Source organism: Corynebacterium sp. (assembly GCF_012838985.1).
Taxonomy (GTDB): Bacteria; Actinomycetota; Actinomycetes; order Mycobacteriales; family Mycobacteriaceae; genus Corynebacterium.
Genome location: NZ_DUOE01000205.1, coordinates 1 through 11,780, shown reverse-complemented (window position 1 = coordinate 11,780; position 11,780 = coordinate 1). Strand labels below are relative to the sequence as shown.

At 67.3% G+C, this 11,780-nt stretch carries 11 protein-coding genes and 1 pseudogene; 11 read left to right on the top strand and 1 reads right to left on the bottom strand.

The window, feature by feature from the left end; genetic code table 11:
- On the bottom strand, positions 1 to 376 hold a 376-nt coding region (locus GXZ33_RS11625; protein ID WP_291341284.1), incomplete at its 3' end, for a cation:dicarboxylase symporter family transporter.
- Between the two features lie 38 nt (positions 377 to 414).
- Between GXZ33_RS11625 and GXZ33_RS11620 the strand changes: the two genes are divergently transcribed.
- From GXZ33_RS11620 to GXZ33_RS11570, 11 genes and pseudogenes are all read left to right on the top strand, one after another.
- The gene (locus GXZ33_RS11620) at positions 415 to 870 is read left to right on the top strand and encodes an SdpI family protein (protein ID WP_291341283.1); all 456 of its coding nucleotides are present in this window, start codon (positions 415 to 417) and stop codon (positions 868 to 870) included.
- Between the two features lie 200 nt (positions 871 to 1,070).
- Positions 1,071 to 2,612 carry an anthranilate synthase component 1 gene (locus GXZ33_RS11615; RefSeq protein ID WP_291341281.1) on the top strand — a complete coding sequence of 514 codons (1,542 nt, stop codon included), beginning with the start codon at positions 1,071 to 1,073 and terminating at the stop codon, positions 2,610 to 2,612.
- A complete protein-coding gene (locus GXZ33_RS11610) occupies positions 2,609 to 3,235 on the top strand; it encodes an anthranilate synthase component II (protein ID WP_291341279.1) in 627 nt (208 codons plus the stop codon). Before GXZ33_RS11615 ends, GXZ33_RS11610 begins: the two co-directional genes overlap by 4 nt.
- Positions 3,232 to 4,260 (top strand): anthranilate phosphoribosyltransferase, encoded by a 1,029-nt coding sequence (gene trpD, locus GXZ33_RS11605; RefSeq protein WP_291341276.1) that lies wholly within the window; start codon positions 3,232 to 3,234, stop codon positions 4,258 to 4,260. The genes GXZ33_RS11610 and trpD overlap by 4 nt, the downstream gene beginning before the upstream one ends.
- Positions 4,247 to 5,677 (top strand): bifunctional indole-3-glycerol-phosphate synthase TrpC/phosphoribosylanthranilate isomerase TrpF, encoded by a 1,431-nt coding sequence (trpCF, locus tag GXZ33_RS11600; protein ID WP_291341285.1) that lies wholly within the window; start codon positions 4,247 to 4,249, stop codon positions 5,675 to 5,677. Before trpD ends, trpCF begins: the two co-directional genes overlap by 14 nt.
- 11 nt (positions 5,678 to 5,688) lie before the next feature.
- Complete coding sequence (gene trpB / locus GXZ33_RS11595) at positions 5,689 to 6,951, top strand: tryptophan synthase subunit beta (protein ID WP_291341274.1); 1,263 nt, start codon at positions 5,689 to 5,691, stop codon at positions 6,949 to 6,951.
- A gap of 2 nt (positions 6,952 to 6,953) precedes the next feature.
- Positions 6,954 to 7,793, top strand: a complete 840-nt coding sequence (trpA, locus tag GXZ33_RS11590) for a tryptophan synthase subunit alpha (RefSeq protein WP_291341272.1) — start codon at positions 6,954 to 6,956, stop codon at positions 7,791 to 7,793.
- A gap of 175 nt (positions 7,794 to 7,968) precedes the next feature.
- Positions 7,969 to 8,784: a MerR family transcriptional regulator gene (locus tag GXZ33_RS11585; protein WP_291341270.1), complete on the top strand. Its 816-nt coding sequence runs from the start codon at positions 7,969 to 7,971 to the stop codon at positions 8,782 to 8,784.
- A complete protein-coding gene (locus GXZ33_RS11580) occupies positions 8,765 to 9,646 on the top strand; it encodes an ABC transporter ATP-binding protein (RefSeq protein ID WP_291341268.1) in 882 nt (293 codons plus the stop codon). The genes GXZ33_RS11585 and GXZ33_RS11580 overlap by 20 nt, the downstream gene beginning before the upstream one ends.
- Complete coding sequence (locus GXZ33_RS11575) at positions 9,643 to 11,217, top strand: hypothetical protein (protein ID WP_291341266.1); 1,575 nt, start codon at positions 9,643 to 9,645, stop codon at positions 11,215 to 11,217. Before GXZ33_RS11580 ends, GXZ33_RS11575 begins: the two co-directional genes overlap by 4 nt.
- A 460-nt stretch (positions 11,218 to 11,677) precedes the next feature.
- A pseudogene (locus GXZ33_RS11570) lies at positions 11,678 to 11,780 on the top strand (Rieske (2Fe-2S) protein); the annotation flags it as partial.

The following is an 11,780-nucleotide window of genomic DNA, read 5'->3' as shown; positions in this document are numbered from 1 at the left end:
TGGAGAAGTAGGGGGTCAGGCCGCCCTCGTCGATGTCGGAGGCCTGCACCTCCTCCTGCCCGGCCAGCAGCCACGGGTAGACCGTGAGGGCCACGACGTAGGCGAGGAGTCCGGAGAGGATCGTCGACAGGTAAGCGATGCCCGTGGTCACGCCGAGCCATTTGCCGGCGCCCCGGCCCAGCCCCGCGATGGCCGGGGTGATGAGGGCGAAGATGAGGACGGGGACGAAGAATCCGAGGAAACCGCCGAAGAGGCTGTTGAAGGTGGCGGAGATCCGGGCGATCCAGTCGGGGAAGAAGAGGCTGCACACGATGCCCAGGATGATCGCGAGGATCACCCGGAACAGCAGCGACGAAGTCAGTCGTTTCAGGTCCATGCCAGGAATCTACCCCCGCAGGGTTAGACTCCTGGGTTATGACCGTCATCGCTGTGATTCTGCTCGTCCTCGCCGGGGCCCTGCTGCTTTTCGGCGTGCTCTCCTGGGCGCGGAAACTGCCGGGCAACGCGATCTTCGGCCTGCGTGTCCCCGAGGTGCGCAAGTCGGAGGAGGCCTGGCGCGCCGCCCACGCGGCCGCGGGCCCGATCTGGACCTTCGGCGGCGTGGCCCTGCTCTTCGGCGCCATGTTGGCCTTCGTCAGCGGTGGCTGGATGTGGGTGTTCACCGTGGTGACCGTCCTCATCGCCCTGGTGGCGCTCTCCCTCGGCGCCAACGCCGGCGCCCGCATCGCCTCGCTTCACGACGACAGCGGCGACGGCGACGACTCCGCCGGCGGCTGCGGCCAGGACTGCAACTGCGGCGCACCCGCCGAGGCCCCCGCCGTGGACCTCACCGCCCTGCGGAAGGCCGCCTCCGAGGCCGACAAGGCCTGAGAATCCCCCGGAGGACTTGCGAAGACCACTTCCGGGCATTAACGTTTCCTCCTGTGAAGAACATGACTGACACCCAGTGGTGGTGGCGCGCTTAACGGCGTGCCACGTCTGTTCCTTCCGGCCCGCCAGCTTCCCATGAAGCGCCGCGGGCCTTTTCTGACGGTCGAGCCTGCGGGGCACACTCCCACCGAAAGGCCCGTATGAGCTCCCCGAACATCGTCACCAGGGACGTCCGTTATCACCCTGACGCCTCCGGTCTGTTCGCCCACATCGGCGGCACGACCGCCCCGGAATCCCTCCTGCTGGAATCGGCGGACATCACCACCAAATCAGGCATCTCCTCGATGGCCGTCCTCACCTCCTCCGTGCGCCTGACGTGCACCGGACACACGGTGAAGGCGGAGGCGCTGACCCCGTCGGGGGAGGTGATCGTCGAGAAGCTCAACGGGCAGCTGGCTGAGTACGGCCGTGACACGTTCACGTTCCCGCTGACCGCGGCGGTGGACGAGCGCGAGCGGCTCACCGCCGTGAGCCCCGTCGAGCCGCTGCGTGCGCTGACCCGCGACGCCGGCTACCGCACCGACACCCTGCCGCTGCTGGCCGGTGGCATCGCGTTCGACTTCCTCGAGACCTTCGAGGAGCTGCCGCCGGTGGGGGAGGGGGCGAACACGTACCCCGACTACCAGTTCGTCCTGGCGGAGATCGTCCTGCACATCAACCACGAGGACCAGACCGCCCAGCTCACGGGCGTCACCTTCGCCGACGCCGCCGACCTCGAGGCACGGATCGCGGAACTCGCCACGCTCATCGACGCCGACGTGCCCACCTACGACGTCGAGCACCACCCGGAGGACGTGCTGCGCGTCGAGGCCGACATCGACGACAGGAAGTTCTGCGCCCACGTGGAGGACCTCAAGGCCAACATCCACAACGGCGACATCTACCAGGTCGTCCCGGCCCGCACCTTCACCGCGCCCTGCCCCGACGCCTTCGCCGCGTACCGCCAGCTGCGTGAGACCAACCCCAGCCCGTACATGTTCTACCAGCGGGGCACCGGCACGAACGGCCGTCCCTTCGAGCTGTTCGGCGCCTCCCCGGAGTCGAACCTCAAGTTCGACGCCGACACCCGCGAGGTGCAGCTCTACCCGATCGCCGGCACCCGACCGCGCGGCATGAACCCGGACGGCTCCATCAACGACGAGCTCGACATCCGCATGGAACTCGAGCTGCGTACCGACGCCAAGGAGATCGCCGAGCACACCATGCTCGTCGACCTGGCCCGCAACGACCTCGCGCGCGTCGCCGTCCCCGCCACCCGCCGCGTCGCCGACCTCCTCCAGGTGGACCGCTACTCCCGCGTCATGCACCTCGTGTCCCGGGTGACCGCCACCCTCGACCCCTCGCTCGACGCCCTCGACGCCTACCGGGCGTGCATGAACATGGGCACTCTGTCGGGTGCGCCGAAGATCCGGGCGATGGAGCTGCTGCGGGGCGTCGAGAAGCGGCGCCGCGGTTCCTACGGCGGTGCCATCGGCTACCTCAAGGGGGACGGCACGATGGACAACTGCATCGTCATCCGCTCCGCCTTCGTGCAGGACGGCGTCGCCCACGTGCAGGCCGGCGCCGGTGTCGTCCGCGACTCGCAGCCGCAGTCCGAGGCCGACGAGACCCTGCACAAGGCCTACGCCGTCCTCAACGCCATCGCGCTCGCCGCCGACTCGACCCTGGAGGTCATCCGATGACTCACATCGTGCTCGTCGACAACCACGACAGCTTCGTCTACAACCTCGTCGACGCCTTCGCGGAGGCCGGCCACGAGTGCACCGTGTTCCGCAACAGCGTCGCCGTCGAGGACATCCTCGCCGCGGAGCCGGACCTCATCTGCCTCTCGCCCGGGCCCGGCTACCCCGCGGACGCCGGCAACCTGCTCGAGCTCGTCGACCGCGTGCTCGGCGAGATTCCGCTGCTCGGGATCTGCCTCGGCTTCCAGGCGCTCATCGAGCACCACGGCGGCACGGTCGAGCCCTGCGGTCCCGTCCACGGCGTCTCCCTGCCGATGGAACTCACCGACGCCGGCGTCGACTCCCCGGTGTTCGCGGGCCTGGCCGTGGACGCGGAGATCCCCGGCGAGGTCGGCCGCCTCGTCCCGGTCGCGCGCTACCACTCGCTCGGCTGCGTCACGGCGCCGGAGGGCGTGACCACGCTCGCCACCACGGACACCCGGGTCGGCGACGTCATCATGGCCGCCGCCATGGACCGGGCGATCGGCCTCCAGTTCCACCCCGAGAGCGTGCTCAGCCCGTCGGGGCCCATCATCCTCAACCGTTGCGTCGAGCAGCTGCTCACCGAAAGGACCCTCCCGTGACCCACCCCGATAAGCTCCAGACCCTGCTGCGGTTCCTGGACAACAAGGCCCCGACCGTCGAGGAGGCCGTCGAGGTCTTCACCCCGATGACCATCGGTGAGTACGACGACGTCCACATCGCCGCCCTCCTCGCGACGATCCGCACCCGCGGCGAGACCTTCGCCGACATCGCCGGCGCAGCCAAGGCCTTCCTCAACGCGGGACATCCGTTCCCGGTGGCGGGGGAGGGGGTGCTCGACACCGCCGGCACGGGTGGCGACGGCGCCAACACCATCAACATCACCACCGGCGCCTCCCTCCTGGCCGCCGCCGGTGGCCTCAAGGTGGTCAAGCACGGCAACCGTTCCGTCTCCTCCCGCTCCGGCTCCGCCGACGTTCTCGAGGCACTCAACATCCCGCTGGACCTCGACCCGGACCGCGCGGTCCGCCAGTTCGAGGCCTCCAACTTCACCTTCCTCTTCGCCCCGGCGTACAACCCGGCGATCGCCCATGCACAGCCGGTGCGCAAGGCCCTGAAGCTGCCCACCCTCTTCAACGTGCTCGGCCCGCTGCTGTCCCCGGTGCGTCCGGAGTTCCAGATCATGGGCGTGGCCAACCCGGCCCACGGCCAGATGCTCGCCGAGGTGTTCCGTGAACTGGGCCGCTCCCGCGCCCTGGTCGTCCACGGCGCCGGCACCGACGAGATCGCCGTCCACGGCACCACCACCGTATGGGAGCTGAAGGAGGACGGCTCGATCGAGCGTTACGAGATCACGCCGGAGGATCTCGGCGTCGAGAAGTGCTCCCTGGAGGACCTGACGGGCGGTGACGGTGAGGAGAACGCCCGCCACATGCGCGCCATCTTCGACGGCACCGGCCCGGTCGCGCACCGCAACGCCGTCGCCGTCAACGCGGGCGCGATGTTCTATCTCAACTCCCGCGCGGACAGCCTCCGCGAGGGCACCGATCTGGCTCTGCGCCTGCTGGAGGACGGTACAGTCCAGGACTGGATCACCACTCATGAGGGGACTGATTACAGTGTCTAAGCTGCCCACCGTTCTGGAGAGCATCGTCGAGGGCCGTCGCGGCCATCTCCCGGAGATCCGGGACCGCATCGCCCACGTCGATCTCGCCTCGCTCACGCCGTCCACCCGCTCGCTGTACGACGCCCTGCGTGCCGACGGCCGCGGCGGCAACCGCTTCATCATGGAGTGCAAGTCGGCCTCGCCGTCGCTCGGCATGATCCGCGAGCACTACGAGCCCGGCGCCATCGCGCGCGTCTACTCCCGCTACGCCTGCGGAATCTCCGTGCTCTGCGAGCCGGACCGCTTCGGCGGCGACTACGACCACCTGGCCACCGTCGCCTCCACCACGCACCTGCCGGTGCTGTGCAAGGACTTCATCATCGACGAGGTCCAGATCCACGCCGCCCGCTACTTCGGTGCCGACGCCATCCTGCTCATGCTCTCCGTCCTCAGCGACGAGGAGTACACGGAGCTGGCATCCGTGGCCGCGAAGTACAACCTGGACATCCTCACGGAGGTCATCGACGAGGAGGAGACCGAACGCGCCCTGCGTCTGGGCGCGAAGATCATCGGCGTCAACCACCGCAACCTCCACGACCTGTCCATCGACCTCGGACGCTCCGGCCGACTGGCGGAGCTCGTGCCCGAGGACGCGGTGGTGGTCTCCGAGTCCGGCATCCGGGACAGCGAGACCGTCCGCCAGCTCGGCGCCCACTCCAACGGTTTCCTCGTCGGTTCGCAGCTGACCTCCCAGCCGGACATCGACCTCGCAGCCCGCTCCCTGGTCTACGGCCCGAACAAGGTCTGCGGCCTGGGGTCCGCGTCGGCGGCGCAGGCGGCCACGGCTTCCGGTGCCGTCTACGGCGGCCTCATCTTCGAGGAGGCCTCCCCGCGCAATGTTTCACGTGAAACCGCGCAGCAGATCATCGGCGCCGAGCCGGGGCTGAAGTACGTCGCCGTCTCCCGCCGCACCTCCGGCTACGCGGAGCTGTGCCTGGACGGCGTGTCGGCCGTGCAGATCCACGCCCCTCTGCAGGACTCCGTGGAGGCCGAACGCGCACTCATCGCTGCCGTCCGCGAGGAGGTCCCCGCGGGCGTCGAGGTGTGGCGTGCGGTGTCGATGACCACCGACGGGGGAGTGGAGACCGCCCTCGCGATCGCCGACGACGTGGACATGCTCGTCCTCGACTCCGGCGACGGCGGCACCGGGGAGACCTTCGACTGGTCCGCCATCCCCGCCGAGGTGAAGCAGAAGGCCCTCCTCGCCGGCGGCCTCGGCGCCTCCAATGTCCACGACGCACTCACCGTCGGTTGCCTCGGACTCGACCTCAACTCCGGTGTGGAGTACCCCGCCGGCGCGGGGGAGTGGGCCGGCCGCAAGGACTCCGGCGCCCTGCGCACCGTCTTCGCCGCCATCCGCGGATTCAGCTACGAATAGGATCGATACCCATGACCACCTCCACCGACCGCGACGGCGGCGCGACCATCCTGCCCGCCTACTTCGGCGAATTCGGCGGACAGTTCGTCCCCGAATCACTCATCCCGGCCCTCGACGAACTGGAGCAGGCCTTCGTCGACGCCCAGAACGACCCGGCCTTCCGTGAGGAACTGGCCACCTACCTCCGCGACTACCTCGGCCGCCCCACCCCGCTCACCGAGTGCTCGAACCTGCCCCGCGAGGGGGAGGGGAGGGGCCACGCCCGGATCTTCCTCAAGCGCGAGGACCTCGTCCACGGCGGCGCCCACAAGACCAACCAGGTCATCGGCCAGGCACTGCTGGCCAAGCGCATGGGCAAGACCCGCATCATCGCGGAAACCGGCGCCGGCCAACACGGCACCGCCACCGCCCTGGCCTGCTCCCTGCTCGGCCTCGAGTGCGTCGTCTACATGGGTGCCAAGGACGTCGAGCGCCAGCAGCCCAACGTCTTCCGCATGAAGCTCATGGGCGCGAAGGTCATCCCCGTGGACACCGGTTCCGGCACCCTCAAGGACGCCGTCAACGAGGCCCTGCGCGACTGGACCGCCACCTTCCACGAATCCCACTACCTGCTCGGCACCGCCGCGGGCCCCCACCCCTTCCCGACGATCGTGCGGGAATTCCACAAGGTGATCTCCGAGGAGGCCAAGGCGCAGATGATCGAGCGCACCGGCGGACTGCCGGACCTCGTCGTCGCCTGCGTCGGCGGCGGCTCCAACGCCATCGGCATGTTCGCCGACTTCATCGACGAGGAGGCTGTCGAGCTCGTCGGCGCCGAGCCGGGCGGCCTGGGACTCGATTCCGGCAAGCACGGCGCGACCATCAACAACGGCCAGATCGGCATCCTCCACGGCGCCCGCAGCTACCTCATGCGCAATTCCGACGGCCAGGTGGAGGAGTCCTACTCCATCTCCGCCGGCCTGGACTACCCGGGCGTGGGCCCGCAGCACGCGTACCTCCACGACTCCGGCCGCGCCACCTATGTCGGTATCACCGACGCGGAGGCACTGGAGGCCTTCCAGCTGCTCTCCCTCCACGAGGGCATCATCCCGGCACTGGAGTCCTCGCACGCTATGGCCTACGCCCTCAAACGCGCGAAACTGGCTGAAGAGAACAACGAGCACATCACTATCCTCGTGTCCCTGTCCGGCCGTGGAGACAAGGACGTCGACCATGTCCGCCGCGCCCTCGAAGAGAACCCCGCACTCGTGATCAACACCGAGGAGAACAAGTAGCCATGACCCAACGTTATGAGGAGCTTTTCGACGCCCTCAGCAAGCGCAACGAAGGTGCCTTCGTACCCTTCCTCATGCTCGGCGACCCCACGCCCGCCGACGCCCTCGAGATCATCCGCACCGTGGTGGAGGCCGGTGCCGACGCACTCGAACTCGGTGTGCCCTTCTCCGACCCGGTCGCCGACGGCCCGACAATCCAGAAGTCCCACATCCGCGCCCTCGACGGGGGAGTGACGGTGGATGACGCCCTCGCTCAGATCCGCACCATCCGCGCGGAGTTCCCGACCCTGCCCATCGGCATGCTCATCTACGGCAACGTTCCCTTCACCCGCGGGCTGGACACCTTCTACCGCGAGTTCGCCGAGGCCGGTGCGGACTCGGTGCTGCTTCCCGACGTCCCTGTGCGTGAGGGGAAGCCCTTCATCACCGCCGCAGAGGCCGCAGGTATCCATCCGATTTTCATCGCACCGGCCCAGGCGGCGGAGAAGACGCTTGCCGGAGTGGCCGCCCATTCCAAGGGCTACATCTATGCCGTCTCGCGGGATGGTGTCACCGGCACGGAACGCGAATCGGAAACGACCGGCCTGGCGGACGTGGTGGCCAACGTGAAGCGTTTCGGCGGTGCCCCCATCCTCCTGGGCTTCGGTATCTCCACCCCCCAGCACGTCGCCGACGCCATCGAGGCCGGCGCGGCGGGTGCACTCTCCGGTTCCGCGATCACCAAGATCATCGACAAGTATGTCGAAGGGGAGCACCCCGAGCCGGGCCGCGTCACCGACATGTCCGCACTCAAGGCGGAGCTCCACGACTTCGTCTCCGCCATGAAGGGTGCCACCCGCTAGGTTTCACGTGAAACGCCCCCGTCCGCACTGAACTGCACCCCGGGAGTTGGACTCCGACATTGAAGTCCGCTCCAGGAGGTGCAGTTTTTCTATGCCGTCACATTCGACATCCAACGACCCACGCCAGAGCATGCACCCTTGACAGCGACGTAACGTCATAATGCATCCTGGGATCATGAAGATCAAGGCTCTCGCGGATCTCGTGGGCATCACCCCCCGGGCGATCCGCCACTACCACCACGAAGGACTACTGCCGGTGCCCACGAATCCCGGGATCCGGCGTTACACCCTCGACCACGCCGTCCGCCTGGTCCGTATCCGACATCTGACAGAATCCGGACTCAGCCTGGGGACGGTGAGGGAGTTGCAGCACAATCCCGACATGAGCCTCGACGAGGAGCTCGCCGCCGCTGAGGCCGGGATCGACGCGCAGATCGAGGAACTGGAACGAAGGAGACAGAGACTCCGGGAGTTGCGGAGGCAACACGAGGTGGGGGACACCAGCGACCCCCTGCCGTACTCCGTTCCGGAGCGGCTGTCCCGCTTCTACGACGAGGTGGGGCCGCGACTCTCCACGGAAGCCCGTCCCTCCTTTGAAATGGAACGGCGCGCCATGGAGGTGGCCGTCCGCATTCCCTTTGCGGCCGCGCTCATCGACGACTGGCTCACCGGATTCACACCGGAGCGACTGGAGGCAACGGTGGATGTCTACCATTTCTTCGGATCCCTTCCGGGCCTGTCCGAGGAGGAGGCTGAGTCACGTTTTCCGACGGAGCTGGCGCGCTACCGCAGTGTCTTCGGCCCGGACTGGGGAATCAACCACCGTGCGTGGCGGCGGACGATACGGCCGATCCTCCGCACCCCGGGAGTGATGACCCTGCTCTCCAACGCCTATCCACACCCCAACCAGCGGAGGTTCATTGAGCTCTTCCTCGAGGAAGTCGCAGAACTCATGGAAGGAGGAGTTTCACGTGAAACATCCGGTCATTGAGGTCGTCAACCTGACGAAGGAGTTCGGCACATTCCGGGCCCTCGACGAATTCACCATGAGCGTCGAGCGGGGCACCATCCACGGATTCCTCGGCCCCAACGGCTCCGGCAAATCAACCACCATCCGCATTCTCCTGGGCGTGCTGCACCCGACCTCAGGGACAGCCCGGGTACTGGGGGAGGATCCGCGGCGTCGGCCCGGGATCCTCAAGCAGGTCGGCTACATCCCGGGAGACGTGGCGCTGTGGCCCACCCTCACGGGACGCGAGGTGTTCCGCGCCCTGGAATCCCTCCGGGGTCAACCCGTGGACAGGGAGCGCGAGGCGGAACTCATCGAGGCGTTCAAACTGGATCCCGACAAGAAGACGAGAGACTACTCGACGGGCAACCGCCGGAAAGTGAGTCTGGTGGCGGCACTGTCCACCGGTGCCGACGTGTTCATCCTCGACGAGCCCACCGCCGGCCTGGACCCGCTCATGGAGCAGGTTTTCGTCCGCGAGCTCAAGCGCGAACGCGACAGGGGAGCCACGGTCCTGCTCTCCAGCCACATCATGAGCGAGGTGGAGAAGCTCTGCGACCATGTGACGATCATTCGCGACGGGCGGACGGCGGAGACGGGTAGCGTCGAGAAGCTCAGACACCTGTCCGCCCACGAGATCACCGCACAGGTTTCACGTGAAACATCAGCGCTCGCCGCCCTGCCGGGGGCCGTGTGGGAGGACGGTACTTTCCGGGTCACCACCGCGCGCGACGAAGTTCCCCGGATCCTGCAACTCGTCCTGGACGCCGGGGGAGTGGGCATCACCTCCACGCCGGCCAGCCTCGAGGACATGTTCCTCCGGCACTACGGAGACGAATCATGATCCGGCTCAACCTCCGTCTGCGCCGTACCTTCCTCATCATCTGGTGTCTCTCGCTCTGGGCGGTGTTCGCGATCTTCCCGCCCGCGTACCAGAACTACTATCCGACGCCCGCGGACCGCCGGTCCTTCCTCATGGGTATGCAGCAGAACGCCGGCATGGTCGCCCTGTGGGGTCCCCTGGAGGATCCGCCCACCCTCGGGCAGATCGTCATGTGGGAGGCCGGATCGATGATGATCATCCTCGGCTCCGTCATGAGCGTCCTCCTCTTCGTCGGGCTGCACCGAAGATCCGAGGCACTCGGTCTCACCGAGCTCCAGCTCTCCACCGGCATCAGCCGGATGGCACCCGCCGCGGCAGCCCTCGCGACCACCGTCATCGCCTCACTCATCGTGGGACTCGGCAGCGCCGGCGTGCTGTGGCTCTCCTCGCAGTACGTGGACGAGATGCCGGGGGAGGGCAGCCTGACATCGGGAGCGGTCATCACCCTCACCATGATCGGCTCCGCCCTTCTGGCGCATCTGGTGCTTCTCTTCGTCGACAACCCGGCGTCGGTGACCAGGATCGGCCTCCTGACGGTGGCGGGCTCCTTCATCGCCCGCTCGGTCGCCGATTCCGAGGAGCTCATGTGGCTCAACTGGGTGTCACCGCTGGGCTGGAAAACCGTCGTCCACCCTTATGTCAAGGACGACTGGGGAAACCTCGCCCTCCTCGCCGCCCTGTGCGTGGCGGCCGCCGGGCTCCTGCTGTGGGCCGAGAGGTACCGAGAGTACGGAAGTGCCTTGGCCGCCCTGCCCTCACTCCCACACACCCGGACCCGCCACGTCCGCGGTCCGGTCCATCTCGCCACCGTTCTCCACCGCGGAACCGTACTCACCTGGATGGTCGTCATCGCGGTGCTCGCGGCCTTCATCATCGCCCTCACCGGTTCGCTGAGCGGGTGGATGGAGACGGAAGCGAACGTGGGGCAGATCTTCAAGGACATCTTCGGGGAGGGCGACATGAAGGCCGAGTTCATCGCCTACACCGCCAAGCTCTGCGGCATTCTCGTCGCCACCTACGGCATCCAGGTGATCGTGAGCTACCGGGCAGGCGAACTCGACCGCACCGTCGACCTGCAGCGGTCCACCGGAGTCCGCCGCTGGATGCCGCTCGCCTCAGCCACCGTGGTCAGCATCGCCGGGGTGGTGCTGGGTGTGCTCGCCATTCTCGGGGGAGGGGCCGTGGGTCTGTGGACCCAGGAGTCCACGACCTCCGTGGACTACGAGAACCTCGTGCCCGCGGCCTGGTCCCAGCTGGCTCCCGCCCTGCTGCTGATGGCGGTGGCGGTGGTCCTCGTCGGATGGGCACCGCGCTGGACGCACCTCGCCTGGGCGCCGGTTGTGAGCGCCGCGGTGCTCACTCTCTTCGGCCCGGTCCTCAGCGCCCCGCAGTGGATGATCGAGCTCTCGCCGTTCGAGTACTCGGTCAGCTCGACCAGTGGCGAATGGACGACGCACCTCTGGATGGGACTCGGAGCCCTGGCGCTCACGGGCCTCGGACTGCTGGGGTCGCAGAGGAGGGAGATTCTCTGACCCCGGGAATGCACCGGCCGCGACATCACACAGATGTCGCGGCCGGTTTCTCTGCATCAAGACGAGCTGCAGGCGTTCCGCCGGAAGCGGAGACGTCAACCGGGAGGTCAGGGTGGGGCAGGGCGGTGTCGCACGTTGATGAGGATCACTGCCGAGATACCTACGCAGGATCTCAGGTGCCACGGGGACAAAGCACAAGATTCACGGGCAGATGTGTGGTGTCGGATCAGAGCGCTGAGGGGAAATCACAAAACTCACCGCCTGATCCCAACCCTAACGACACTGTGACGTAATTCAATGCACAGGATCTTAAAACGGTACCTTTTAGTCACTGATACGTCACAACAATGATGGACCAGGCCAATACCCAGCCCATCTCAATGACCGGAGTACCAGATGGTGGGGGAGCATGACCGTCAGAAACGCTACGCAGGCCCCACGGCAGGGGCATACTGAGGGCATGTCTGAATCAAACACGTGCTCACGACGGATGTTCCTGCTCGGCACCGCCACGACCTTCGCCGGCGCCTTCCTGGCGGCCTGCGGCAGCGAACCGGGCGTGG

What these genes read in the sequence shown, in the direction of transcription:
- trpA (WP_291341272.1), top strand. Translation starts at nt 6,954, where the DNA reads ATGACCCAACGTTATGAGGAGCTTTTCGACGCCCTCAGCAAGCGCAAC.
- GXZ33_RS11610 (WP_291341279.1), top strand. Translation starts at nt 2,609, where the DNA reads ATGACTCACATCGTGCTCGTCGACAACCACGACAGCTTCGTCTACAAC.
- GXZ33_RS11575 (WP_291341266.1), top strand. Translation starts at nt 9,643, where the DNA reads ATGATCCGGCTCAACCTCCGTCTGCGCCGTACCTTCCTCATCATCTGG.
- trpB (WP_291341274.1), top strand. Translation starts at nt 5,689, where the DNA reads ATGACCACCTCCACCGACCGCGACGGCGGCGCGACCATCCTGCCCGCC.
- GXZ33_RS11620 (WP_291341283.1), top strand. Translation starts at nt 415, where the DNA reads ATGACCGTCATCGCTGTGATTCTGCTCGTCCTCGCCGGGGCCCTGCTG.
- GXZ33_RS11585 (WP_291341270.1), top strand. Translation starts at nt 7,969, where the DNA reads ATGAAGATCAAGGCTCTCGCGGATCTCGTGGGCATCACCCCCCGGGCG.
- GXZ33_RS11615 (WP_291341281.1), top strand. Translation starts at nt 1,071, where the DNA reads ATGAGCTCCCCGAACATCGTCACCAGGGACGTCCGTTATCACCCTGAC.